This window comes from Bradyrhizobium sp. GW821-FHT12B03, assembly GCF_058807535.1.
The window spans coordinates 1-25,829 of sequence record NZ_JBXAQU010000018.1 but is presented as its reverse complement, the minus strand read 5'-3'; the positions used below and the strand labels follow the sequence as shown (position 1 = coordinate 25,829).

General features: G+C 65.4%; 24 protein-coding genes. 10 read left to right on the top strand and 14 right to left on the bottom strand.

Annotated features, from left to right (window positions below):
• Window positions 1–105 precede the first annotated feature (105 nt).
• The 9 genes from gltX to AC1RUR_RS28330 all read left to right on the top strand — a co-directional run bounded on the left by gltX (window position 106) and on the right by AC1RUR_RS28330 (window position 10,147).
• Window positions 106–1,533, top strand: coding sequence for a glutamate--tRNA ligase (gltX, locus tag AC1RUR_RS28370; RefSeq protein ID WP_492850157.1), 1,428 nt, complete (start codon window positions 106–108; stop codon window positions 1,531–1,533).
• A gap of 167 nt (window positions 1,534–1,700) precedes the next feature.
• A complete protein-coding gene (gltA, locus tag AC1RUR_RS28365; protein WP_492850155.1) occupies window positions 1,701–3,005 on the top strand; it encodes a citrate synthase in 1,305 nt (434 codons plus the stop codon).
• A gap of 139 nt (window positions 3,006–3,144) precedes the next feature.
• On the top strand, window positions 3,145–3,810 hold the full coding sequence (locus AC1RUR_RS28360; protein ID WP_492850429.1) for a hypothetical protein: 666 nt from the start codon (window positions 3,145–3,147) through the stop codon (window positions 3,808–3,810).
• A gap of 150 nt (window positions 3,811–3,960) precedes the next feature.
• Window positions 3,961–5,139, top strand: coding sequence for an ROK family transcriptional regulator (locus AC1RUR_RS28355; protein ID WP_492850153.1), 1,179 nt, complete (start codon window positions 3,961–3,963; stop codon window positions 5,137–5,139).
• Between the two features lie 61 nt (window positions 5,140–5,200).
• Window positions 5,201–6,487, top strand: a complete 1,287-nt coding sequence (locus AC1RUR_RS28350) for an ABC transporter substrate-binding protein (RefSeq protein ID WP_492850151.1) — start codon at window positions 5,201–5,203, stop codon at window positions 6,485–6,487.
• A complete protein-coding gene (locus tag AC1RUR_RS28345) occupies window positions 6,484–7,407 on the top strand; it encodes a carbohydrate ABC transporter permease (RefSeq protein WP_492850149.1) in 924 nt (307 codons plus the stop codon). Before AC1RUR_RS28350 ends, AC1RUR_RS28345 begins: the two co-directional genes overlap by 4 nt.
• Window positions 7,400–8,257 (top strand): carbohydrate ABC transporter permease, encoded by an 858-nt coding sequence (locus tag AC1RUR_RS28340; RefSeq protein WP_492850147.1) that lies wholly within the window; start codon window positions 7,400–7,402, stop codon window positions 8,255–8,257. The genes AC1RUR_RS28345 and AC1RUR_RS28340 overlap by 8 nt, the downstream gene beginning before the upstream one ends.
• 10 nt (window positions 8,258–8,267) lie before the next feature.
• Window positions 8,268–9,383 carry an ABC transporter ATP-binding protein gene (locus AC1RUR_RS28335; protein WP_492850145.1) on the top strand — a complete coding sequence of 372 codons (1,116 nt, stop codon included), beginning with the start codon at window positions 8,268–8,270 and terminating at the stop codon, window positions 9,381–9,383.
• Entirely contained in the window at window positions 9,380–10,147 is a 768-nt protein-coding gene (locus tag AC1RUR_RS28330; protein ID WP_492850144.1) for an SDR family NAD(P)-dependent oxidoreductase, read from the top strand. Before AC1RUR_RS28335 ends, AC1RUR_RS28330 begins: the two co-directional genes overlap by 4 nt.
• Here AC1RUR_RS28330 and lpxB read toward each other — a convergent pair.
• Genes lpxB through lpxA form a run of 3 tightly spaced genes read right to left on the bottom strand, consistent with a single transcriptional unit; the run spans window position 10,144 to window position 12,993 of the window.
• Complete coding sequence (gene lpxB, locus AC1RUR_RS28325; protein ID WP_492850142.1) at window positions 10,144–11,328, bottom strand: lipid-A-disaccharide synthase; 1,185 nt, start codon at window positions 11,326–11,328, stop codon at window positions 10,144–10,146. The two genes, AC1RUR_RS28330 and lpxB, sit on opposite strands and share 4 nt — an antisense overlap.
• Window positions 11,325–12,182 carry an LpxI family protein gene (locus tag AC1RUR_RS28320; protein WP_492850427.1) on the bottom strand — a complete coding sequence of 286 codons (858 nt, stop codon included), beginning with the start codon at window positions 12,180–12,182 and terminating at the stop codon, window positions 11,325–11,327. Before AC1RUR_RS28320 ends, lpxB begins: the two co-directional genes overlap by 4 nt.
• 19 nt (window positions 12,183–12,201) lie before the next feature.
• Window positions 12,202–12,993 (bottom strand): acyl-ACP--UDP-N-acetylglucosamine O-acyltransferase, encoded by a 792-nt coding sequence (lpxA, locus tag AC1RUR_RS28315; protein ID WP_492850140.1) that lies wholly within the window; start codon window positions 12,991–12,993, stop codon window positions 12,202–12,204.
• Between the two features lie 176 nt (window positions 12,994–13,169).
• Here lpxA and AC1RUR_RS28310 point away from each other — a divergent pair, with 176 nt between their 5' ends.
• Window positions 13,170–13,514 carry a KTSC domain-containing protein gene (locus tag AC1RUR_RS28310; RefSeq protein ID WP_492850425.1) on the top strand — a complete coding sequence of 115 codons (345 nt, stop codon included), beginning with the start codon at window positions 13,170–13,172 and terminating at the stop codon, window positions 13,512–13,514.
• Window positions 13,515–13,519: 5 nt separating this feature from the next.
• Here the strand turns inward: AC1RUR_RS28310 and fabZ are convergent, their stop codons facing one another.
• From fabZ to AC1RUR_RS28255, 11 genes are all read right to left on the bottom strand, one after another.
• On the bottom strand, window positions 13,520–13,981 hold the full coding sequence (gene fabZ, locus AC1RUR_RS28305) for a 3-hydroxyacyl-ACP dehydratase FabZ (RefSeq protein WP_183238958.1): 462 nt from the start codon (window positions 13,979–13,981) through the stop codon (window positions 13,520–13,522).
• Entirely contained in the window at window positions 13,978–15,045 is a 1,068-nt protein-coding gene (gene lpxD, locus AC1RUR_RS28300; RefSeq protein ID WP_492850138.1) for a UDP-3-O-(3-hydroxymyristoyl)glucosamine N-acyltransferase, read from the bottom strand. Before lpxD ends, fabZ begins: the two co-directional genes overlap by 4 nt.
• 125 nt (window positions 15,046–15,170) lie before the next feature.
• Window positions 15,171–17,708, bottom strand: coding sequence for an outer membrane protein assembly factor BamA (gene bamA / locus AC1RUR_RS28295; protein WP_492850136.1), 2,538 nt, complete (start codon window positions 17,706–17,708; stop codon window positions 15,171–15,173).
• Window positions 17,709–17,896: 188 nt separating this feature from the next.
• Window positions 17,897–19,048, bottom strand: coding sequence for an RIP metalloprotease RseP (rseP, locus tag AC1RUR_RS28290; RefSeq protein ID WP_492850134.1), 1,152 nt, complete (start codon window positions 19,046–19,048; stop codon window positions 17,897–17,899).
• 44 nt (window positions 19,049–19,092) lie between these two features.
• Window positions 19,093–20,319: a 1-deoxy-D-xylulose-5-phosphate reductoisomerase gene (gene dxr / locus AC1RUR_RS28285; RefSeq protein WP_492850132.1), complete on the bottom strand. Its 1,227-nt coding sequence runs from the start codon at window positions 20,317–20,319 to the stop codon at window positions 19,093–19,095.
• Between the two features lie 4 nt (window positions 20,320–20,323).
• Entirely contained in the window at window positions 20,324–21,166 is an 843-nt protein-coding gene (locus AC1RUR_RS28280; protein ID WP_492850130.1) for a phosphatidate cytidylyltransferase, read from the bottom strand.
• On the bottom strand, window positions 21,163–21,921 hold the full coding sequence (locus tag AC1RUR_RS28275; RefSeq protein ID WP_492850128.1) for an isoprenyl transferase: 759 nt from the start codon (window positions 21,919–21,921) through the stop codon (window positions 21,163–21,165). Before AC1RUR_RS28275 ends, AC1RUR_RS28280 begins: the two co-directional genes overlap by 4 nt.
• A gap of 10 nt (window positions 21,922–21,931) precedes the next feature.
• Window positions 21,932–22,495, bottom strand: a complete 564-nt coding sequence (frr, locus tag AC1RUR_RS28270) for a ribosome recycling factor (protein ID WP_061879517.1) — start codon at window positions 22,493–22,495, stop codon at window positions 21,932–21,934.
• Between the two features lie 65 nt (window positions 22,496–22,560).
• Window positions 22,561–23,277 (bottom strand): UMP kinase, encoded by a 717-nt coding sequence (pyrH, locus tag AC1RUR_RS28265; protein WP_027545778.1) that lies wholly within the window; start codon window positions 23,275–23,277, stop codon window positions 22,561–22,563.
• 60 nt (window positions 23,278–23,337) lie between these two features.
• Window positions 23,338–24,261, bottom strand: coding sequence for a translation elongation factor Ts (gene tsf / locus AC1RUR_RS28260; RefSeq protein WP_492850126.1), 924 nt, complete (start codon window positions 24,259–24,261; stop codon window positions 23,338–23,340).
• 133 nt (window positions 24,262–24,394) lie between these two features.
• A complete protein-coding gene (locus tag AC1RUR_RS28255; protein WP_492850124.1) occupies window positions 24,395–25,390 on the bottom strand; it encodes a 30S ribosomal protein S2 in 996 nt (331 codons plus the stop codon).
• Window positions 25,391–25,829: the final 439 nt, after the last annotated feature.

Below are 25,829 nucleotides of genomic sequence, written 5' to 3'. Positions count from 1 at the left end.
TGAGCCAAGGGCTTAAGCGAGACCTTTAGCGGTCCGCCGCCGGGCTTTAGTTATGCTCCGGTCCTGTTATATACCACCGCCTCCAATGCATAGGCCCTGCCAAGAATGACCTCCCCCGTCGTCACCCGCTTTGCTCCCTCCCCGACCGGCTTCCTCCACATCGGGGGTGCCCGCACGGCGCTGTTCAACTGGCTCTATGCGAAGAAGCATGGCGGCAAGATGCTGCTCCGGATCGAGGACACCGACCGCGAGCGCTCCACGGAGGCCGCGATCGGCGCGATTCTGGACGGGCTGAAATGGCTCGAGCTCGGCTGGGATGGCGACGTCATCTACCAGTTCAGCCGCGCCGCCCGGCACCGCGAGGTCGCCGAGCAGCTGCTCGCCGACGGCAAGGCCTATCGCTGCTACGCCACCGCCGAGGAGCTCACCGCCATGCGCGAGAAGGCGCGCGCCGAGGGCCGCACCCGCCTCTATGACGGCCTATGGCGCGACCGCGATCCCGCGACCGCCCCGTCCGACGTCAAGCCGACCATCCGGCTGCGCGCGCCGCAGACCGGCGAGACCGTGATCGAGGACCAGGTGCAGGGCCGCGTGGTCTGGCAGAACGAGAACCTCGACGACCTCGTCCTGCTTCGCGGCGATGGCAACCCGACCTACATGCTCGCGGTGGTGGTCGACGACCACGACATGGGCGTCACCCACGTCATCCGCGGCGACGATCATCTGATCAACGCCGCCCGCCAGAAGCAGATCTACGACGCGATGGGCTGGGCGCTGCCGAGCATGTCCCACATCCCGCTGATCCATGGCCCGGACGGCTCGAAGCTGTCGAAGCGCCACGGCGCGCTCGGCGTCGATGCCTACCGCGCCATGGGATACCTCCCGGATGCGCTCCGCAACTACCTCGTCCGGCTCGGCTGGAGCCATGGCGACCAGGAGATATTCTCGACCGAGGAGATGATCGCAGCGTTCGACCTCGCCAGCGTCGGCCGCGCCGCGGCCCGCTTCGATTTCGCCAAGCTGGAAAACCTCAACGGCCATTACATCCGCCACGCCGACGATCAATCACTCGTGAAGATGTTCGAGGACGTGCTCGACCACGTCGTGCCGAGCCGTGACGAGCTTAAGGCCAAGTTAAACGACACCACGCGCGCACAGCTCCTGAAGGCCATGCCGGCCCTGAAGGAGCGCGCCAAGACGCTGATCGAGCTGATCGACAGCGCCTATTTCATCTTCGCCGACCGGCCGTTGGAGCTCGATCCGAAGGCGGCAGCTCTGCTGACGCCGGAGAACCGCAAGCTGATCGGCCAGCTTCATTCCGCGCTGGAGAAAGTCGAGACCTGGAGCGCGTCCACGGCGGAAGCCGCGCTGCGCGCCTTTGCCGAGGAAAATAGTCTCAAGCTCGGCGCGGTCGCCCAGCCGCTACGGGTGGCGCTGACCGGACGGACCACGTCGCCTGGTATATTTGAGGTTCTGGACGTGCTGGGACGCCAGGAAAGTCTGGACCGGCTCAAGGATCAGGCCAAGGACTAGGCGAGGGCTAGGCTAGACGTAAGTCGAGCATGCGCGGCGCCATCTTGCAGCGCACACAGCAATAATATACCCATCTCACCCGTACCTTCTGGAACATCCGGCCTGCCCCGCCAACTCATCGGGGCCTTCCGGGTCCGGCCCGTTTCACCATACATCGGGGACCTACGATGGACGCAAAAGCAAGCAATAAGACCGCCACGCTGACGGTCGGAAACAAGAACTATGATCTCCCGATCCACAGCGGCAGCGTCGGGCCTGATGTCATCGATATCGGCAAGCTCTACGGCCAGTCCGGGCTGTTCACTTACGATCCCGGCTTCACCTCCACCGCGAGCTGCCAGTCCAAGATCACCTATATCGACGGCGACGCGGGCGTGCTGGAATACCGCGGCTACCCGATCGAGCAGCTCGCCGAGAATGGCGACTTCCTGGAGACCTGCTATCTCCTGCTGTACGGGAACCTGCCGACCGCCGCGCAGAAGAAGGATTTCGACGACCGCGTGATCCATCACACGATGGTGCACGAGCAGATGGCCCGCTTCTTCCAGGGCTTCCGCCGCGACGCCCATCCGATGGCGGTGATGGTCGCCTCCGTCGGCGCGCTCGCCGCGTTCTATCACGACTCCACCGACATCAACGATCCGAAGCAGCGCATGATCGCTTCCATGCGCATGATCGCGAAGATCCCGACGCTGGCGGCGATGGCCTACAAGTACACGGTTGGTCAGCCCTTCGTGTATCCGAAGAACTCGCTCTCCTTCGCCGAGAACTTCCTCAACATGTGCTTCGCCGTGCCGTGCGAGGACTACAAGATCAACCCTGTGCTGGCTGACGCGCTGGACAAGATCTTCATCCTGCACGCCGACCACGAGCAGAACGCCTCGACCTCGACGGTGCGCATCGCCGGCTCCTCCGGCGCCAACCCGTTCGCCTGCATCGCCGCCGGCATCGCCTGCCTCTGGGGCCCGGCGCATGGCGGCGCCAACGAAGCCGCTCTCGCGATGCTCGCCGAGATCGGTTCGGTCGACAAGATTCCGGAATTCATCGCCAAGGTGAAGGACAAGAACAGCGAAGTCCGCCTGATGGGCTTCGGTCACCGCGTCTACAAGAACTACGATCCGCGCGCCAAGATCATGCAGAAGATGTGTCACGCCGTGCTCAAGGAGACCGGCCATGGCGACGATCCGATGCTGAAGGTGGCGCTCGAGCTCGAGAAGATCGCGCTCAGCGACCAGTACTTCATCGATCGCAAGCTGTACCCGAACGTCGACTTCTATTCGGGCATCACGCTGAAGGCGATGGGCTTCCCGGTCTCGATGTTCACCGTGCTGTTCGCGGTCGCCCGCACCGTCGGCTGGATCAGCCAGTGGAGCGAGATGATCGAGGATCCGCAGCAGAAGATCGGCCGTCCGCGCCAGCTCTACACCGGCGTCACCCGCCGCGACTACGTCGCGATCAAGGATCGCAAGTAAGTCTCGAGCCAACGCAGCTTTCGAAACGGCGCCATCTCACGATGGCGCCGTTTTTGTTTGGCAGGATCCCGCAGGGCGAACAAAGCGCAAGGGCGAGCGGATGCGGATCACGAACCCGGTGGACGGATGGTTGCAGGTCGTGGCCTGCTCGCCGTTTCCCGATGCAGCCGGCGAGATGGTGCTTCATCCCAGATGCGACATTGACGGGGTGGTCACCGCGGAGCGCCTTGTCGCAACTGCCGTGCGGTACAGCGGCTACGACGTGCCCAAGCCGAAATGGCCGCGCCCCGGGGCGGAGCTTCCGGTCACCGTGGACCTCGCTGATCCCACACGGTTCAGGATCGAATGGGATCTGGTGCCGACCGAGCGGGAAGCCGCCGAGCATCTCGCAGAGCATTTGCGCGGCGAGCGCCAGACCGGCACGCCCGGCCACCGCCCGTTTCCCCGCGTCTGGCGCGAGGCGGAGCACGCCGCGTCGTCGCCCGCGCTGGTCAACGGCCTGACGCCGCAGCAGACGGAGATTGCGCTTGCCGGCGGCGCCGCAGCGCTCGGCCTGGTCCCGACCACGGCGAAGGTGTTGAGCGCGCACGAGGTGCAACCGAGCAGTGCACCGGGCGGAACGTGGGACATTGCCATCGCGGTGGACGACCCGAATGGTGGTGCGGCTTGGAAAGCGGTCACGCGCATGTCGTTCAGCAGCCCGAGCCGCCGCGAAAGCCGCATCGTCGCTGGAGGCGAGTTGCCTGTCCTGATCGATCCAGACAACCGCGAGCGGATCATCGTCGACGTCACGCGCCTCTCCTGAATGCTGCCGCTACCGCGCGATGTGCGTGCAGATCGCGCGCGCCGGTCTTGCTGCCTCGCACAACAACAAGTCGAACGATCGCACCGGCGATCGCTTGACAGCCGAAACGCTCCGCGCGCATTCTTACTCTAAGTAAGAATGACGACAGGGATGGAAATGCCGGAGCAGCCGAGAAGTCGGCGGCAGACGCGCGCTGCCATTTTGACTCATCTGCTTCAGTCGGGCGGCTCGTTTCGCCCGCCTCTGGCCAAGGCCGTGCGCCTGTCGGAGGCGAGCCTGTCGCGCATCCTGTTCGATCTGAAAGCTGAAGGCCTGATCGAGGAAGTGCGGCGCCCTGCCCCTTATGTCGGCGGCCCGACAGGCCTCGTCTCGCTCGATGGTTCGGTGGCGCTTGCGGCCCTCGAACTGACCGGCCAGTGGCTCAGCGTCGGCATCGGCAGCCTGTCGGGCGAGTTGCGTTACACCGAGCGCGTACCGCTGCCGGGAAAGCCGACAACGGAGTCGGTCGGCCGGGTGTTTCGCGAGGCGCTGACATTGCTGCGCGACTGGACGCGGCGGCGAAGGGTCAGGCTCGCGCAGATCGGCGTCTCCATTCCGGGTCTCGGCCGCTTGAGCGAGTTCGGCAACCCAATCATTCCCTGCGATGTCGGAGATATCGGCGACGTGCTTGGTGAGATGTTCGCCAACGTCCCGGTCGAGTTCACCAATTCGGTGGTGGCGCACGCCATTTTTCACCGCTGCCGCACGGAAGACTATCCGTTCAGTGGTGCGCATCTGTTCGTCTTCGTCGGCCAGGGCGTCGCGGGCGCCTGGATGGACGATCCGATCGAGGCCGATGCCCTGCAACCGGTCGAGCTCGGCCACATGGTGTTCGAAGCCGACGGCCCGCGTTGCCGCTGTGGTCATCATGGCTGCGTCGAAGCCTATACCTCGTTGCCGGCGCTCGCCGAGCTGCTCGGCGTACCGGAGCCGGAGCTGCTCCGCTTTGGCAGCGATTGGGTGACCGCGATCCCGATCTCCGCGCGCGTGCGGCAGGAGCTGCGGCATCGCCTCTATCGCCTTGGCCTTGCGATCGGCAACACGCTGAACGTCAAGCCCTGTCACGGCGTTGTCATCTCCGGCTGGCCGTCGCTGCTTGCGGAGGACGATCGGAAGGCGCTGGTCGACGGCGTCGACGCCAGCCTGCTCGGTGGCCGCAAGCATGCGCAAGCCACGCTCGCTTTCGTGCCGCCATCGAATGGCAACGATCCGCGGGCCGCGCTGGCCTTCGCTGCCTTCTGCCTCGCCTGCCGCGGCGGCATGCCGGCCGCATCGACGGAGGCTGCCTGAAATGCCCTGAGCCGCGCAGCCCTCGCGCAAACAAGAGAGTTCACACCGGGAGGAACTTGCCATGCCGATCACGACAACAAGGCGCCGTCTGCTCGCTGGATCTGCAGCCGCGTTCGCACTGCCGGCCTTTGCCCGCGCGCAAGGCGCGGTCAAGCCACGCCTGACCGCGATCTCACAATGGTCCGCAGGCAGCGACGGGGCGGCCATCACCGCGCTCGGCAAGAAATTCGAGGAGAAGGGCGGGGTTTGGCAGCACTCGCCCGTCCCCGGCTTCACCACCGAGATGATGAACAAGCTGCGTGCCCAGATCATCGCCGGCGATCCGCCGGCCTGCTCGCAGCTCAAGGGCCCCGAGATCGCGGCCTGGTCGAAGATCGCGCCGACCGTCGATCTCGACGCCCTGGTTGCGGCTGCCGGCTACGAGAAGGTCGTCGCCCCGGACCTTGCGAAATTGCACAGGCCGGGCGGCAAGTGGATCGCGCTGCCGCTGCAGATCTACAGCACCAACATGCTGTTCCTCTCCAAGCGCGCGATGGACAAGGCCAAGGCCGACAAGATCCCGGTCACCTGGGCCGAGTTCAACGATCTCGCCGACAAGATGAAATCAGGCGGTGTCCCCTACCCGGTCGCCAACGGCGGCACCCGCCCCGACGACGGGCAGAAGTTCGAAGCCTCGCTCGCCGGCATCAGCCCGACCGCGTACCGCGCAGCCATCATGAATCTCGACAAGAAGGCCCTGGAGGCCCCCGAGATCAAAGCTGCGTTCGTGCAGGTTCGCAAGATCGCCGACTGGATGGACCCCAATGTCGGCGCCCAGCACTTTTCGACCAACCTGAAGCGCTTCGTCGACGGCGACATGGGCATGATGATCATGGGCGGCTGGGCGCAGGGCGTGTTGCGCAATGCCGGTTTCAAGTTCGACGACTTCATGATCGCGCCGGGCCCGAGCGACAACGGCAAGCCGGTCTTCCTGTTGAACGCCGATGCCTTCATCTTCTGGCAGCGCAAGGAGGCCGACCTGCAAGCCGGTCAGACGCTGATGGCCCAGCTCGTCATGGATCCGGCGATCCAGACGATGTATTCGCAGATCACGGGATCGATCCCCGTGCGCACCGACGTCGATCTGTCCGGCGAAGGCTGGTCGGACGGTCAACGGCGGACCGCAGCGGCTCTGAAAGACGCCATCGCCAGCAATCAGGCCGTCCTCAGCATGGCGCACAACATGGCGCTGGAAAACGGCATGACCGCAGCGATGATCGACGTCATCACGGAATTCGTGAAGAACAAGACGATCAAGCCGGAGCAAGCGGCCACACGCCTCGCCGAAGCCGTCGAGAGCTCGCGTTGACCACCGTCGTCTCGACAAGACCGGGCCGGCCGGCGACTGCTGAAATGATCCGCCGGCTGCCCGAATATCTGACGATCTGGGTGCCGCTGCTGTTGTCCGCCGCGCACCTCATTGCGTTTTCGCTGTGGACGATCTGGATATCGTTCACGCCATCCACGCTGGTCCCGGTGTCGGGTTGGGTGGGTTTGCGCAACTATTCCGCGGTCGCGGCATCGCGGAACTGGCAGATCGCCCTGGACAATCTGCTGCTGTTTGGCAGCTCCTTCGTGTTGCTGAGTCTGGCGACCGGGCTCATCCTTGCCATCCTGCTCGATCAACGCATTCGCGGCGAGAATTTGCTGCGATCCATCTTCCTCTACCCACTGGCGGTGTCGTTCGTGGTCACCGGCACGGTCTGGAGCTGGCTGCTCAATCCTGGCCTCGGCATCCAGAAGCTGGTCCACGATCTCGGCTGGACCTCCTTCCGGTTCGACTGGCTGATCGACCGCGACATGGCGATCTGGACCATTGTCATCGCGGCGATCTGGCAATCCTCGGGCTTCGCCATGGCGCTCTTCCTCGCCGGCCTCCGCTCCGTCGATGCCGACCTGATCAAGGCCGCACAGATCGACGGTGCCGGGCCGATCCGGATGTACCGGCGCGTCATCCTGCCGACGCTGTGGCCGATCACCATCACCGTCATCGTCATCCAGCTGCAGTTCGCGATCTCGACCTTCGACCTCGTCCGCGCCCTCACCAATGGCGGGCCCGGCATTGCGACCCAGTTGCCGGCCCTCGTCGTCTATGACCTGATGTTCCAGCGCAGCCTGCTCGGGCGGGGGGCGGCAGCGGCCGTGCTCATGCTGCTCATTCTTCTCGCGATCTTGCTGCCCTATGCAGCGTGGCGTTATGTCCAGCGGCGGCGGGCCATCCATGCGTGAGCGAACCTTCGCCCCGGGCCGGATTCTGATCTATCTCATCGTTTCGCTGATCGCCGCAGCATGGCTCGCGCCATTGGCTGTCGTCGTGCTGAATTCGCTCCGCACCAACGAGGAGATCGCGCAGGGCTCGATGATCGGTTGGCCGCAACATCTGGCCTGGAGCAATTACGCCACCGCCTGGAGCGGTTTCTGCGTCGCAGAGACCTGCGCCGGCATCCGGCCCTACATGCTGAACTCCGCACTCGTGACCATTCCCGCGACGATCTTCTCGACCCTGCTCGGCGCGGTCGCAGGTTACGCGGTTTCGCTCTGGCGCTTTCGTGGCGACAGCTGGATCTACGGGATCGTCACGCTCGGCATCTTCCTTCCACAGCAGATGCGTCTGCTGCCCTGGACCATCGTGCTGCGCGATACCGGTCTGATGAACACGCTGACGGGCCTGGTCGTGATCCACACGATCCAGGGGCTCTCCTTCACCACCTTGTTCTGCCGAAACTACTACGTGGCCGTCCCGCAGGAATTGATCAGGGCTGCCCGCATCGATGGTGCCGGGTTCTTTCGCATTTTCTGGCGCATCATCCTGCCTCTCTCGCCGCCCATCCTGGTCGTCACCGTGATCTGGCAATTCACGCATATCTGGAACGAATTTCTCTATGGCGTGACATTCACGACCGGCCAGCAGCAGCCGGTCACCGCCGCGCTGATCGCGCTGTCCGCCGCGGTCGCCGATATCCCGCAGCATGGCGTGCAAAGCGCCGCGGTCATGATCGCCGCCCTGCCCACGCTGCTGATCTATCTGATCGGCGGCAAGTATTTCGTACGCGGCCTGACCGCCGGAGCCGTGAAATGATGGAGTCGTCATGGCAGCGCTGAGCATTCGTGCCCTGTCCAAGCGCTACGCCAATCTGGAGGTGCTGAAGGGGATCGATCTCGACATCGAGAGCGGCGAATTCACCGTGCTGGTCGGGCCGTCCGGCTGCGGCAAGTCCACGCTGCTCAACATCGTCGCCGGGCTCGACCGCGCCAGCGCCGGCACCGTGGAGATCGGCGGACGCGTCGTCAACGACGTCCCTCCGAAAGACCGCGACATCGCCATGGTGTTCCAGTCCTACGCGCTCTATCCGTCGATGACGGTCCGCCAGAACATCACCTTCGGCATGGAATGCCGTCATGTGCCCAAGGCCGCGCAGGACGCCGCGGTCGAGAATGTCGCAAGACTGCTCCAGATCGAGCCGCTGCTCGGCCGCAAGCCGTCGCAATTGTCCGGCGGCCAGCGCCAGCGCGTGGCGATGGGCCGGGCCTTGGTGCGCGATCCCCTGCTCTTCCTGTTCGACGAGCCGCTCTCCAACCTCGATGCGAAACTGCGCGTCGAGATGCGGATGGAGATCAAGCGCCTGCATCAGCGCATCGGCGCCACCATCGTCTACGTCACCCACGACCAGATCGAGGCGATGACGATGGCGACGCGGATCGCCGTGATGCATCAGGGCAGCGTGCAGCAGTTTGCCGACCCCGATACCGTGTACCGCTATCCCGCCAATCTGTTCGTCGCCCGCTTCATGGGCTCGCCGCCGATGAACACCATGCCGGCCCGGCTCGAGGCCGACGGCCGCGGGCCGGTGGTCGTGATCGGCGCCGGGCGATCGGACGAGGTACGTCTGCATCTGCAGGACTACGATGCCGCCGCATCCTACGTCGGCCGCGCGGTGGTGCTCGGAATCAGGCCGGAATGCATCGCCGAAGGGGATCGCGCATTCTCCGGCGCGACCGGCGCGCCGGTTGTCGTCACCGCGCCGGTGGAGATGGTCGAGCCCACCGGCGCCGAAACCATCGTCCTGTTGCGGCTCGGCGGCGAGCCCGCACAGGCGCGCATCTCGCCGGACGTCCGTCCTGCGCCGGGCGCCATGGCCCCCTTTGCGCTCGACACCCGCCGCATCTGCCTGTTCGACCCCGAGACGGAGCGACTGATCGCATGACCCAGACGAGCTATGCCGGCCTCGCGGACCGCGTGGTGCTGATCACCGGTGGCGCCAGCGGCATCGGTGCCGCCTTCGTTCGCGCCTTCGCAGGCCAAGGCGCCCGCGTCGCCTTCCTCGACATCGACGAAGCAGCCGGCGCGGCGCTGGTCGCGGACGTGACGGCCGCGACCGGCACGGCGCCGCTGTTCGTGCCTTGCGATCTCCTCGATATCGACGCCTTGCGCGGCGCGATGGCAGCGGTGCATCGATCGCTCGGTGATGCCGCGATCCTCGTCAACAACGCCGCCAACGACCAGCGCCAGGTTCTGGCCGACGTGACGCCGTCCGAATTCGACTGGATGATCGGCGTCAACCTCAAGCACGTCTTCTTCGCAGCGCAAGCCGTGGTGCCCCAGATGCAGGCGCGCGGCGGCGGCTCGATCATCAACATGTCGTCGATCGCCTGGATGCGCGGGGCGCCGGCGCTGCCGGTCTACGCCGCCGCAAAGGCGGCCATCGTCGGCTTCACCAACTCGCTGGCGCGGTCGGTCGGCCCTGACCGCATCCGCGTCAACGCGATTGCGCCGGGGATGGTGATCACCGAACGCCAGCGCCGGCTGTGGTATCCGGACGAGCAGACCATCGCCGAGATGCGCTCGCGCCAGGCCATTCCGGATGCAGTGACGCCCGAGGACATCGCCAACATGGCCCTGTACCTCGCCTCCGACGAGAGCCGGCGCATCACGCGCCAGTGCTTTCAGGTCGACGGCGGCCTCGGCTAGCTCGTCCGCCGGCCCTTCCGCATCGTCGCGAGCACGACATCGGCCGCGAGCACGCTCGGCGACTTGTTGCCGGTGGACATGATGGTGTCGAGCCGGGCGAACGCCTCGACCTGCTGCTGACGCAGCGGTGTGTCCGTCAGCACGTCGGTCAGCGCCGGCGCGAGCTTCTCCGGCGTGCAGTCCTCCTGCAAATACTCCGGAATGACCTCCTTGCCGATCACGAGATTGGCGAGGATCACCGAGGAGACACGGATCGCGCGGCGCAGGATGAACGCCTCGATGGCGCCGACGCGATAGGCCGTCACCATCGGAATGCCCGACAGCGCGAGCTCCAGCGTCACCGTGCCGGATTTCGCCAGCGCGGCATGCGCGATGCGGAAGGCGGCACGTCTCTCGGCCTCGCCGATCACGATCTGCGGCTTGACCGGCCAGCTCGCGATGCCGTCGCGCACGGTGGCTTCGAGATGCGGCATGGTCGGCAGCATCAGGTTGAACGCGCGCCCCTCCGCCTGCAGCCGGCCGAGCGCCGCGCCGAACACCGCGAGATGATGCCGGATCTCGCTGCGGCGGCTGCCGGGCAGCACCAGCAGCACCGGCGGCTCGCTGTCGCGGCGCGTCTGCTCCTGCGCGTTCGGCCGCAGCGAGGACAATTGCTCGATCAGGGGATGGCCGACATAGCTGCACGGCGGCCCGCCGAGCTTGCGGTATTCCTCCGGCTCGAACGGCAACAGGCCGAGCACATGATCGACATAGCCGAGCATGGTCCGCGCCCGTCCCGGCCGCCAGGCCCAGAGCTGCGGCGAGACGTAGTCGACGATCGGGATCGCAGGATTCTTCGCGCGCACGCGCCGGGCGACGCGATGGGTGAAATCCGGACTGTCGATGATGACGAGTGCGTCGGGCGCGGCCTCCAGCACGGCATCCGCGGTCTGGCGGATCAAGCGCAGGATCTTCGGCAATTGCTGCACCACCGCGGCGAAACCGACGATCGACAGCTCCTCGATCGGAAACAGCGTCTCGAGCCCCTCGCGCGCCATGGTGCGGCCGCCGACGCCGACGAACTGCACGCCGTCGCCGAGGCGCTGGCGCATCACCTTCATCAAGGCGCTGCCGAGCCGGTCGCCGGATTCCTCCGTGGCGATCAGGAAGATCTTCCGCTTGGGATCGCGCCCCTGCATCACGCCGGCAATCCGATGACGAAGAGATATTTGGCGTCGGCGAGCGAGATCATCGCCTGCGGCTCGGCGGCGATGGTGTTGCCGGCGATCACGGCGATGCCGGCAAGACCTGCCGTGGCGACGCCCTCGATGGTGCGCGGGCCGATCGTCGGCAGGTCGAAGCGCAGATCCTGGCTGTTCTTCGGCGCCTTCACCAGCACACCGCGCCCCGTGGCGGCGCGGATACGCCCCTCATCGCGCAGGCGTGCGACGCGCGCCAGCAGCGCGTCGGTGCCCTCGATGTCCTCGACCGCCACCACATGGCCATCGATCACCACGACGGCCTGGCCGATGTCGAACGGCCCGAGCGCGGTCAGGACCGCGCGTCCACGCTCGATGTCGGCCTTGCTCGCGTCGCTCGGCCAGGCGCGGCTGATGCAGCCCGCAGGCATCAGGAGATCGGGTGCGACATCCTTGATGCCGACCATGCGAAAGCCGCCTTGCTCGAGAATGCGCCCGACACCCGACAGCAGATGATCGTCGCCGCCGCGGAAGGCGCGGATGACGTTGCCGAGCAGCCGCAACGTCGTGAAGTCGAACCGGATCTCCGAGAGCGAGGGCCGCACCAAGGTGCCGATGAAGATCAGGTCGCGGCAGCCTTCCTCGCGGAACAGCCGCATCGCGCGCCCGAGCTGGCCGACCGAGATCCAGCGGTGGCGGAATTTTTCCACCTGCACCGGATCGCAGGCACCGCGCAGCGGGAACAGCACCGGCGTGATGCCGCGCGCAACGAGCGAGTCGGCGACCGCGAACGGCATCGCGCCGCCGCCGGCGACCACGCCGACCGGCGATGAAATCCCTGCCGCCGCCGATGTCATGTCCGCGGCCATCACAGGTTCACTTCGCGATGGCGGGAAGACAGAGCGGGCGCTTGCCCTTGCCGATAAAGCCGAGGATTTCGGCGATCGCCGGGTCTTCGCCGGCGAGCGGCCGCACCGCCTCCAGCCGCTCGGCAAAGGTGCCGGCGCCGTGGAAGAGCTTCTGGTAGAACGCGCGCACGGTCGCAAGCCGCTGCTTGGTGAACTTGCGCCGCTTCATGCCGATCAGGTTGAGGCTCTCCAGCACCGCGTACTGGCCGTTGACCAGCCCGTACGGGATGACATCGTCGCGCACGCCGCAAACACCGCCGACCATCACATAGGGGCCGATGCGGGTGAACTGATGCACCGCGGACAGGCCGCCGATATAGACGGCATCGCCGATCTCGCAGTGGCCACCGAGCGTCGCCGACGTCGCGAAGATCACGTTGTCGCCGACCATGCAGTCATGCCCGACATGGCTGTTGTTCATGAAGTAGCCGCCACTCCCGACGCGCGTCAGCCCGCCGCCCTTGATCGTGCCGACGTTCATCGTTGCACCTTCGCGGATGGTGCAGCCCGAGCCGATCTCGAGCCGGGTCGGCTCGCCCTTGTAGCTGAGATCCTGCGGCGCGCCGCCCAGCACCGCGAACGGCGAGATCACGCAGCCGTCCCCGACCGAGGTGTGGCCGATGATTGTGACCTGTCCGATCAGCTTGCAGTTTTGGCCGATCACCGCATTCGGGCCGATGATGCAAAAGGGTCCGATCTCGGTGCCCTCGCCGATCACGGCGCCGTCCGCGACCCGTGCAGTGGGATCAATCTTACTCATCAAGCGATCTGGCTCATCAAAAAGGTCTGGTTAGGCGTTGAAGTCGTTCGGTTTTCCGGTGGTTAGCGCGACTATGCCCGATCTGTCCAGTGACGTATCATATCGGCCTGTTTCATATGCTGGATGAGCCGGCCGTCACAGTTCTTCAATACGTTCATGTGGAGCTTGAAGTCATCGTGGTCAGGGCCCTGGTACTCCTGCTCGCACAGCTCGCGGCTACCCCGATCGTCTCCGAGACGGTCGAGACCGGCGAACGCGACCTTGTTGATCTCAAGACGTTCGAGTGCCGCGACATCACCCGCAGCACGGTGCTTCAGCGCATCTGCTATGACCGCGCGCGGCAGGACCTCGTCGTCGCCGTGAACGGCGCCTATGACCGCTATTGCGGTGTGACGGCGGACACGGTCGACCGCCTCCTGGGCGCACCGTCCATGGGCCAGTTCTTCAACCAGAACTTCAAGCGCGATCTCACAGCCGGTCACTACGCTTGCGGGACGCGGGAGCGCGTCCAGAGGAGCTGACCCGCTCAGTCCGTCAGCATGGCGCCGACATCGGCTTCGGCCACGACCTGGCCATTGACCTTGGCGTCGCCGTGAAACCACCACATGGTCTTGCGGCGGCCGAGCGAGCGCATGTGATACTCGATGGTATCGCCGGGCAGCACCGGCTTGCGGAACTTGCACTTGTCGATGGTGAGGAAGTAGACCGCGCGCGGCTTCTCGGTGCCCTCGACCGACTTGATGCCGATCACGCCCGCGGTCTGCGCCATCGCCTCGATCATCATCACGCCGGGATAGACCGGGCGCTCGGGGAAATGCCCCTGGAAGGCCGGCTCGTTGAAGGTGACGTTCTTGATGCCAATGCCGCTGTAATCGGCGCGGATGTTGATCACACGGTCGATCAGCAGCATCGGAAAGCGGTGCGGCAGCGTCTGGAGGATCGCGTTGATATCCACCAGCTCGAACTTGATAGGAGATTCCTCCGTCATTCCCGTCCCTCGTCCTTCGGATCGGCCTTGCTGTCGCGTACCAGGCGCTCCACCGCGATAATTTCCTTGAACCACTGCTTGGTCGGCTTGGCAAAAAAGCCGCCCCAGCGACCGTTCGGCGGGATGTCGTCCTTGACGCCGCTCATCGCGGTGACCTGGGCCCCGTCGCCAATCTTGAGGTGATTGTTGATGCCAACCTTGGCTCCCAGTGCCACGTTGTCGCCGATGGTCAGGCTGCCGGCCAGCCCGATCTGGGCCGCCAGCAGGCAATTCCGGCCGATCGTCACATTGTGGCCGATCTGGACCTGGTTGTCGATTTTGGTGCCCTCGCCGATCACGGTGTCGCGCAGGGATCCGCGATCGATGGTGGTGCCGGCGCCGACCTCCACATTGTTCTGGATCAGCACGCGCCCGGTCTGCGGCACCTTCAGATGGCCCTCGGGGCCGAAGAAGATGAAGCCGTAGCCGTCCTGGCCGATCGAGCAGCCGGGATGGATCAGGACGTCGTTGCCGATCAGCGCACACTGGATGGCGGTGCGGGCACCGACATTGCAGTCCCGGCCGATCTTGACGCCGGGGCCGATCACGGCGCCGACGCCGACCACCGTGCCGCTGCCGATCTCGACATCCGCACCGATGACAGCCAGGGGCTCGACGATCACGCCGTCCTCGAGCCGGGCCGTGGGATCGATGATCGCCGACGGGGCGATGCCGTCATTGCCGGTCCAGGCTTGCGGCCTCAGCGCGTCCGCATGCCACTCCCGCGCGATCCCGACGAAGGCGCGGAACGGCTGCGCCACCCGCAACACCGCGACATGCGCAGGCACCTGGCCCTCGAAGCGCGGGCTGACCAGGCAGGCACCCGCTTTGGTTGATTTCAGCTGATCGACATATTTGAGATTGTCGAAGAAGGCCAGATGCATCGGACCGGCCTCGTCGAGCGAGGCCAGGCCCGTGATGACGTGGCCGCCCTTCCCGGGATCGACCAGTTGCGCCTTGGTCAGCGCGGCAATATCGGCCAGCGCTGTCGCTGGCGGCTTTGTGAAGAAGGTCGGCTGCGCCATTCCACCCCGTCGCGGTCCGGCTTCGGCATGAAGCGGACGGGCCGCATCATGCCTCATCTCTTGGATCGGCACGATCCCTTTCGGAAACCGGCTCCAGTGATCCGGGTCGTGCCGTGCTGATCGAATTAGAACGTGGTGCCGCCGCCGAACCGGAACTCCTGCGTGCGGTCGTTCTTGCCCTTGGTGAGCGGCACGGCGTAGTCGAAGCGCAGCGGACCGAACGGCGAGGCCCAGATCAGGCCGACACCCACCGACGAACGGACCACCTTGCTGTCGTCATACACGAGACCGGTACAGGTTCCCGCGGAGGACGGATTGATGCTCGACGGGATGCAGCTCGAGTTCTTCGTCGTGGTCATCTCGTTCGTCGCCGACCACGTCGTCGGTCCCTGATAGTCGTACAGGCCGCCGGCATCGGCATAGACCGCGCCCTTCAGACCCACTTCCTTCGGCAGGAACCAGAACGGCATCTGCAATTCGAGCGAAGCGCCCCAGTACTTGGTGCCGCCAAGCGCGTCCTGCGTACCAAAGGGATTGAGGTCGCGCGGACCGATGCCGTTCGGAGCAAAGCCGCGAACGAGGTTCGGACCCATCTGGAAGTGGTCGAGCATCCGCAGATCGCTGCCCATCTTGGTCAGGATGCCGCTCTGGAGGCGAACGAGGCCGACGATGTCAGACACCAGCGGAGCGTAGTACTTCGCGTCGATCACGCTCTTCATGTAGGTGACGTCGCCGCCGACGCCGGCGAAGTCCTGCCGGAAGTCGACGAGCAAGCCGTCGGTCGGGTTCTTGTTGTTGTCCAGCGTGTTGTAGGTCAGCGTGTAGCCGAGCGCCGAGGTCAGGGTCTTGCCGTTGGCAAGCTCCTTGCGCACCGGCAGCGAAGCTTCGCCGTCGCTGTAGCAGCCAAGACCGCCGGTCGAGCTCAGGTCGATCGCCGGCGTCTGCGACGCGGCGAAAGCCGGGCTCGGGTTGAACGCCGAGGAGCCGAGGACGTTGTTACAGTTCGCCAGATAGTACGGCAGCGAGATTTCCTGCTGGTAGATCGAGTAGCGCAGCTGGAGCGCCAGATCTTCACGCAAGGAGAAACCGAGACGCGGCGAGAAGCCGAGCGTCTTGGTGCCGTAGGAGATGTAGCTGTTGGAGAGCTGCTGGCGCTGATAGAGGTCGAGGCCGAGCGCGACGCGGTAGTCGAGCAGGTACGGCTCGACGAACGACAGCGAGTAGCCGCGTGCGTACTGGCCATAGGTCACCGACGCCTTGGCGAACAGGCCGCGGCCGAGCAGGTTGCGCTCGGAGATCGAGACTTCCGCCAGCGCGCCGTCGGTCGTGGAGTAGCCGCCCGAGATCGAGAAGTCGCCGGTCGACTTCTCTTCCATGTCGACCACCAGGATGACGCGATCGCTCGAGGAACCTGGCTCCGTCGTGATCTTGACGCTCTTGAAGTAGTCGAGGTTCTTCAGGCGCCGCTCGGCGCGGTCGACCAGCGCACGGTTATAGGCATCGCCCTCGGAGATGTCGAACTCGCGACGGATCACGTAGTCGCGGGTGCGGGTGTTGCCGCGCAGGTTGATGCGCTCGATATAGGTGCGCGGGCCCTCGTCGATGTTGAACACGACGGAGACGGTGTGCGCCTCGAAGTTGCGGTCGCCGCCGGGACGGACCACGGCGAAGGCATAACCGCGGCGCGAGGCCTCGATCTGCATCTCCTCGACCGACTTCTCGACCGATTCGACGTTGTAGAGCGCGCCGACATTGACGCGCGAATACGCGCGCATCGAGTTCGGATCGAAGTTCGGGATGCTGGAACGGAAGTCGAGCGCGCCGACGCGGTATTGCGAGCCTTCCTCGATCTTGAAGGTGACGTTGAAGCCCTTCTTCTCCGGATCGTATTCGGTGAGCGCGGCCACCACCTGGACGTCGGCGAAGCCGTTCTTGAGATAGAAGCGGCGGATCAGGTCGCGGTCGGCCTCGACGCGGTCGGGATCGTAGATGTCGCCGCTGGCAAGGAAGCTCAGCAGGTTCGATTCGCGCGTCTTGATGACGTCCCGCAGACGGTAGGACGAGAACGCGACGTTACCGACGAACTCGATCGACTTGACGCCGGTCTTGGCGCCCTCCTCGACCGTGAAGATCAGGTCGACACGGTTGTTCGGCTGCTCGATGATTTCGGGCGTGACGCGGACGTCGTAGCGGCCGGAGCGGCGATAGATTTCGGCGATTCGCAGCGTGTCGGACTGCACCATGGCGCGGGAGAAGGTGCCGCGCGCCTTGGACTGGACTTCAGTGGTGAGCTGCTCGTCCTTGATCTTCTTGTTGCCCTCGAAGGCGATGCGACCGATCACCGGGTTTTCCACCACGGAGACGATGATCTGGCCACCGGCACCGCGGTTGATCTTCACGTCCTGGAACAGGCCGGTCTCGATCAACGCCTTGAGGCCGTCGTCGATGGCGCCTTGATCAAGGCGGCCACCGGGGCCCGGCTTGAAATAGGAGCGGATCGTCTCCACCTCGACACGGCGATTTCCCTCGACGGAAATCGACTGGACAGTCTGCGCAAGCGCAGACGAAGACACAAAAGCAGCCCCAACCGGGGCAACCACCGGCGCGCCGAACATGATCAGGGTGGCAAGCAAGCCTCCCCGGAGTCGCAGTCCAAACTTCATGCGCAACGCGCCCTTATCATTCCGTGCCAGACCCAACCCCAACGCCGGTCCGGAGATTCCCCAAGTTCGAAGCCGCTTGTAGCCAATTTCCTCGGTGCCGCAAACGGCAGCAGACACCGTAATTTCAATTTCATTCCAAGACGTTGCTGATCAGCAACGCCCTCAACCACGCCACAAAAAAGCCCCTATCAGGAAGCCGCCATCCGCAGGATGTCATTGTAGGTGGCGAACACCATCAGCATCAGCACCAGGCCCAGACCGATTCGGAACCCCATCTCCTGAGTCCGCTCCGACAGGGGCCGGCCACGGACCACCTCCGCCGCATAGAACATAAGGTGACCGCCATCGAGCAGCGGGATCGGGAACAGGTTCAGCAGGCCGATCGACACCGACAGCACCGCGCAGAGGTTGATCACGAACTGGAACCCGGCGCTGGCCGCCTGTCCCGACATCTTCGCGATGCCGAGGACGCCGCTGACCTCATTGGGATTGCCGTTTCCGACGAACAGCGAGCCCAGGAACTTGAAGGTGCTGGTGATGATGAACCAGACCTGCTCGACCCCGATCTTGAGCGCCTCGCCGACACCGACCGGCGCGGTCGAGGCCTCCCCTGCCTGAGACTTGTGCTCGACGCCCAGCACGCCGAGGCGATGGCTGTTGCCGAACGGATCCTTGCGCTCGAGCAGCGCCGGCGTCGCGGTCAGCGACACGATGGCGCCGTCGCGCTTCACCTGGAAAGCAAGTGCCGAACCGGCATTCATCGCAACGATTCGCTGCATGTCGGCAAAGCTCTCGATCGGCTTGCCGTCGATCTGGACAACGACGTCCCCGATCTTGAACCCGGCCGCGGCCGCAGCGCCATCGGCGACGACGCCGTCGACGCGCGCGATCGTGCTCGGCTTGCCGTAATACAGCGCCATGCCGGCGAAGATCAGCGCGCCCAGGATGAAATTGGCGATCGGTCCGGCCGCGACGATGGCGGCGCGCGGGCCGACCTTCTTGTGATGGAAGCTGCCGGCGCGCTCCTCGGCCGTCATGGCCGCGAGCGTCTCGGGCGACGGGGTCGAGGCCTCGCTCTCGTCTCCGAAGAACTTGACGTAGCCTCCGAGCGGGATCGCGGAGATCTTCCAGCGGGTGCCATGGCGGTCGTTGAAGCCGACCAGCTCCGGCCCGAAGCCGAGCGAAAAGGTTAACACCCGAACGCCAGCCCAGCGCGCGACCAGGAAATGGCCGAGTTCGTGGAAGAACACGACGATGGTCAGGACGAACAGGAAGGGAACTGCGTAGCCGAGGAGCCCATGGCTCAACGTATTGAAACTATGGACGAAAAAGTCGATCATCGATTCCCCTCATCCAGCGCCGCAAGGCCCTGGCCGCGAACCATCTAGGATGCCTTTAAGGCAATTTGAGGCAATAGGGCGGCAGCTCTATTTCGAGCAACATGGTCAACAGAGATTGCATCGTCGGCGGACGTCAGGGGCGCCTGGTTCCCACTCCGGATCCAGTCCTCCAGCGTCGCCTCCACCAGCCGGGCAATCGCGCCGAACCGGATCTTGCCGGCGATGAAGGCGGCAACCGCGACCTCGTTGGCGGCATTATAGACCGTGGTGGCCCCCTTCCCGGTCCGCAGCGAATCGTAAGCCAGCCGTAGTCCGGGGAACCGCTCGAAATCGGGCGCCTCGAAGGTCAGCTGGCCGATCTTGGCCAGATCGAGCTTGGCCGCCGGACCCTTGATACGGTCGGGCCAGCCGAGGCAGTGAGCGATCGGCGTACGCATGTCGGGCGCGCCGAGCTGGGCCACCACCGAGCAGTCGGAGAACTCGACCATGCCGTGGATGATCGACTGCGGATGCACGAGAACGTCGATCTCGTCGGGCGAGAGCGCGAACAGATAGGAGGCCTCGATCACCTCGAGCCCCTTGTTCATCATCGAGGCGGAATCGATGGTGATCTTCTGGCCCATGCTCCAGTTCGGATGCTTCAGGGCTTGCGCGAGCGTCGCCTGCTCGATGTCGGCGGGCTTCCAGGTGCGGAACGGGCCGCCCGAGGCCGTGATGATGACCCGGACGAGCTCGTCGCGATTGCCCGAGCTCAGCGCCTGGAACAACGCATTGTGCTCGGAATCCGCCGGCAGGATGCAGGCGCCGGCCTTCGCCGCCCGCTGCATGAAGAAATCGCCGGCGCAGACGAGACATTCCTTGTTGGCGAGCGCGACATGGGCGCCGCGGTCGACCGCGGCGAGCGCCGGCTTCAGTCCGGCGGCTCCGCTCACCGCAGCCATCACCCAGTCGGCCGGACGCGCGCCGGCCTCGATCACCGCGCTTTCGCCGGCGCCGCACTCGGTGCCCGTGCCCGCGAGCGCAGCCTTGAGCTCGGCGAGCTTGGAGGTGTCGGCGATCGCCACGAAGCGCGCGGAAAACTCCTTCGCGAGCTTGGCCAGCGCCTCGACATTGCTGTTCGCGGTCAGCGCCTCGACGCGGTAACGCGCGGGAGAGGCGCGCAGCAGATCCATCGTGCTGTCGCCGATCGAGCCGGTGGCGCCGAGAACCGTGACGCTGCGGACGGCAGACGCCGCGGCAGCCTTGTTATTACGCAATGGGACCGCGCTCATATCCTCACCAAACCATAAGACCGCTTCCGGCGCTATGCACACCATGGCGGAGGAAGCCGATAATCCATGCCATCAGGATGGCGGCAACAAAGCCGTCCAGACGGTCCAGCAGACCGCCATGGCCGGGAATTAAGTGACTGGAATCCTTGACACCGAAGCGCCGCTTCACCGCGGATTCGAAGAGATCGCCGAATTGCGACACCACCGACAGGACGGCGCTGACGAGCAGCAGTGGAACCGGCTTTCCGAGCCCGCACGCCGCAAAGCCGGCGGCAACCGCAAGGCTGGCGGCAAAGCCGCCGAGTGCGCCGGCCCAGGTCTTCTTCGGGCTCACGCGCGGCCATAGTTTCGGTCCGCCAATGCCGCGGCCGGCGAAATAGCCGCCGATATCGGTCGCCCACACCACCAGCAGAACGAACATCAGCGCGGCGAAGCCGTTGACGAGATCCTTCCGCACCAGGATCGAGGCCAGCAGCGCCGCCGCTGCGTAGGCGAAGCCGGTCGCCGCCCAGACGAACTTGCCGCGCGCGATCAGCGTCACGATTGCACCGCCGACGCAGCCGACGATGATTGCGGTCTTGAGCGCGCCGGCGGCGACGCACAAACCCATCATGGCGATGACGATCGTCCCTGCCCCGGTCAGCGCGGCTGAGCCAGCGCCCACCACCGTCAGCCATTCCGCGAACAACCCAATCGACACCAGAGTGACGAGAAGGGCCCACAGCCAGCCGCCGGCGTAAGCGATCGCAATGGTGAGCGGCGCCAGCACCAGCCCTGCGAGGACCCGCATCACGAGATTGCTGGGGGCAGGCTTGGCGCCCGCCGATGCGGCGTCGGGTTCGCTCACGAGGCGGTTTTCGCGACAAGGCCGCCGAAACGGCGCTCGCGCCTGGCAAACTCGGCGATCGCGCCTTCCAGAGCCGCCTTGTCGAAATCGGGCCAATGGATCGGCACGAACACGAGCTCGCTATAGGCGGCCTGCCACATCAGGAAATTGGACAGGCGCTGTTCGCCGCTGGTGCGGATGATCAGATCGGGATCGGGAATGTCGGGCGCATCGAGATGCGCACCAAGCGTCTCGGCGTCGATCGAAGCAGGATCGCGCCTTCCTTCCGCAACTTCACGCGCGAGCTTCTGCGCCGCTTTCGCGATTTCATGCCGCGAGCCGTAGTTGAAGGCGACCACGAGCGTGAGGCGCGTGTTGTCGCGCGTCAGCTCCTCGGCCTCGTTCAGCAGCGCACAGATGTCGCTCTCCAATCCTTCGCGCTCGCCGATGATGCGGACCTTGACGCCGTCGCGATGCAGGCTCGCCAGATCGTTGCGGATGAAACGCCTGAGCAGGCCGAACAGATCGCCGATCTCGCTCGCCGGACGCGACCAGTTCTCCGAAGAGAACGAGAAGATGGTGAGATAGCGGATGCCGAGCTCGTGCGAGGCGCGCACCACGCGGCGCAAGGCTTCCACGCCGCGGCGGTGACCTTCGGCCCGCGGCAAGCCACGCGCGGCCGCCCAACGCCCGTTGCCATCCATGATGATGGCGACATGCGCGGGCGCGTCGGACCGGTCGGGTCCTTCCGTTGCGGGCGCGGCGGCGTTGGACATGAGGGCGGCCTTAGACGGTCAGGATTTCTTTTTCCTTGGCGGCCAGCAACTGGTCGATCTCGGCGATCGTGCCGTCGGTCGCCTTCTGGACCTCGTCGGCGTGACGCTTCTGATCGTCCTCCGACATCTCGTGATTCTTCTCGAGCTTCTTGAGAACGTCGAGGCCGTCGCGGCGCACGTGACGCGCGGCGACCTTGGCGGCCTCAGCGTATTTGTGCGCGACCTTGACCAGTTCCTTGCGGCGCTCCTCGTTGAGCTCGGGGATGCGCAGGCGCAGCACCTGGCCTTCGGTCGCGGGCGACAGGCCGAGATTGGAATCGACGATCGCCTTCTCCACCGCCTTGACCATCGACTTGTCCCAGACCTGCACCGAGATCAAACGCGGTTCGGGCACGCTGACGGTGGCAAGCTGGTTCAGCGGCATGTGGCTGCCATAGGCCTCGACCTGCACCGGATCGAGCATCGAGGCGGAGGCGCGGCCGGTGCGCAAGCCGCCGAGCTCGTGCTTGAGCGACTGGACGGCGCCCTGCATGCGGCGCTTCACTTCGTTGAGGTCGAAATTACCCGTGGGCATCACGTTTCTCCTTCAAAATCCCGGCGACCTCACCGCGCCCTCCCTTCAGGGCGCCAGATGAGCCGTCAGCCGGCGACGATGGTACCGTGGCCGATGCCACGCAGAATCGCACCGATCGAACCCGGCTCCGCGATCGAGAACACGATGATAGGCAACGACGTCTCGCGGGCAAGCGCGAAGGCGGTCGCATCCATCACCTTGTAGCCGCCCTCGATCGCCTGTGAATGCGTCAGCCGGTCGAACCGCGTGGCGGTCGGATCCTTCTTCGGGTCGGCCGAGTAGACGCCGTCGACATTGGTCGCCTTCAGGACCGCCTGCGCGCCGATCTCGGCGGCGCGCAGCACCGCGGTCGTATCGGTGGTGAAGAACGGATTGCCGGTTCCGCCGCCGAGCAGCACGATCCGGCCCTCGGCGAGGTATTTGTGCGCCGCGGTCCGGGTGAACAGTTCGGAAATCTCGGGCATGACGAAAGCCGACAGCGTGCGCGCCGGCGTGCCCTTGCGCTCGATCGCCGCTTCCAGCGCCAGGCAATTCATCATGGTGGCGAGCATGCCCATGGTGTCGCCGGTCGGGCGCGAGACGCCGCGGGAGGACACCTCGACGCCGCGCACGATGTTGCCGCCGCCGATCACGACCGCAACCTCGGTGCCGAGATGGCGGGCGGCGATCAGATCGTCCGCAACCCGGTCGACGGTCGGCTGATCGATGCCAAAACCCTGCTGTCCCGCGAGATATTCGCCGGACAGCTTGATGACGACGCGACGATAGACCGGATCAGTCATGAGCACTTTCCTTGTCCGGGCGCCGCTTCCGGCGGCACGCCGGAAGGAACGTTCCGGCGCTTACTTCTTGCCGCTGGCCGCAGCGACCTCGGCTGCGAAGTCGCTTTCCTGCTTCTCGATTCCCTCACCGAGAGCATAGCGCACAAAGCCCGCGATCTTCACAGCGCCGCCGACCTTGCCTTCGGCTTCCTTCAACGCCTGCGCCACCGACTTGCCGGTGTCGTGGATGAAGGCCTGCTCGAGCAGGCAGACTTCCTTGTAGTAGGTCTTGAGACCGGACTCGACGATCTTCTCGATCACGTTCTCGGGCTTGCCCTGCTGGCGATATTTGTCGGCGAGCACGTCCTTCTCGCGCTTGACGACCGCCGGATCGAGGCCGGACGGATCGAGCGCGAGCGGGTTGGCGGCCGCGATGTGCATCGCGACCTGGCGGCCGAGCGTCGCGAGCTCGTCGGCCTTGCCGGGCGATTCCAGCGCGACGATCACGCCCATCTTGCCGGCGCCCTCGACGACCGCGCCGTGAACGTAGCTCGACACCACGCCCTGGCTCACTTCGAGCGAAGCTGCGCGGCGCAGCGTCATGTTCTCACCGATGGTGGCGATCGCGTCATTGATCGCGGCCTCGACCGTGACGTCGCCGACCTTGGCTGCCTTGATCTTCTCGACATCGGCGCCGACGTCGAATGCGACCTGGGCGATCATCTTGACCAGGCCCTGGAACTGGCCGTTGCGCGCGACAAAGTCGGTCTCGGAGTTGACCTCGACCACGACGCCCTTGGTGCCCTTGGTGAGCGCGCCGATCAGGCCCTCGGCCGCGACGCGGCCCGACTTCTTGGCGGCCTTCGACAGGCCCTTCTTGCGCAGCCAATCCTGCGCCGCTTCCATGTTGCCGTCGTTTTCGGTCAGCGCGGCCTTGCAGTCCATCATGCCCGCGCCGGTCGACTCGCGCAGGTCCTTGACCATCGCAGCTGTGATCGTTGCCATCGTTGAATATCCTTTGTGCCTGCCGGTTTGCCGCGGCGTGGCATCGAACTGCCCCGCCGCGGTCCATCTCAGGAATTCGCGTCAACTGAAATGGTGGCCGGAGCTTGTCCGGCCAACCCATCGCTCTTTTTGACTATTCCGCTTCCGCGGTCAGCGCCTTGGCCTTGGCCACCCAGGCATCCGCGCGGCTCGGCAGACCAACTTCTTCACCGATCGTGTGCGCGGTGTCGTGATCGAGCTCGGCGAGCTGCCAGAAGTGGAAGATGCCGAGGTCGTTGAACTTCTTCTCGATCGCGCCCGACACGCCCGGGAGCTTCTTGAGGTCGTCGGCGGTGCCGCGCGGACCGGCAAGGCCCTGGAAGCCGCTCGAGGAGGCCGCCGGCAGCTCTTCGGCGAGCGGACGGGCGGAGGCGCCAACGTCGATGCCCGAATCGCCCTGGGCGCGCGAGATGCCGTCGATCGCCGCACGCGCAATCAGGTCGCAATACAGCGAGATGGCGCGGCCGGCGTCGTCATTGCCCGGCACCACATAGGTGATGCCCTTCGGGTCCGAATTGGTGTCGACGATCGCGGCGACCGGGATGTTGAGGCGCTGGGCCTCCTGGATCGCGATGTCTTCCTTGTTGGTGTCGATCACGAAGATCAGGTCGGGCAGACCGCCCATGTCCTTGATGCCGCCGAGCGAGCGATCGAGCTTGTCGCGCTCGCGCTGAAGCGTCAGGCGCTCCTTCTTCGTGTACGAATTGGCCTCGCCGCCCGAGAGCACGTCGTCGAGGTGACGCAGGCGCTTGATCGAGGCCGAGATCGTCTTCCAGTTGGTCAGCGTGCCGCCGAGCCAGCGCGAATTGACGAAATACTGCGCACAGCGCTTGGCAGCGTCCGCGACGCCGTCCTGCGCCTGGCGCTTGGTGCCGACGAACAGGATGCGGCCGCCCTTGGCGACGGTGTCGCTGACTGCCTGGAGGGCGTGGTGCAGCAACGGCACGGTCTGGGCGAGATCGACGATGTGGATGTTGTTGCGGGTGCCGAAAATGAACGGAGCCATTTTCGGATTCCAGCGGTGCGACTGGTGACCAAAGTGCACGCCAGCTTCCAAGAGCTGACGCATGGTGAAATCGGGTAGCGCCATCGTTATAATTCTCCGGTTGGTTCCTCCGGAAGCGTGTGAGCAAGACGGAGCGTTGTCGCCCCGGCTGCCACCGGACGGCCTTGTGAGCCATGCTTCCGTGTGAGATGGCGCGCTATATAGCGCGATTTCGGCCAGAAGCAAGGAAATAAGGGCCTTTCGGGGGCGGCTTTCGCCCACGAGAGGCCCGTTCCGTAGATACCGCCCTGCCCCCTAGCACTTCGGCTGGTTCGGCGGGCATTTCCTGGCCGCCGGCGGCGGGGCCGCGGGACGTGGCGGAGGTGCTGCCGGGCGCGGCGGAGGTGCGACGGCCATCCGGGGCGGCGGCGGGGGTGCCGGCCGGGCCACCGGTGGCGGCGCGGGCCGGGCCGCAGCGACCGGCGGAGCCGGTCGTGGCGGCGGAGGCGCCGCCATCCTTGGCGGCGGGGCCGAGACCCGCGGT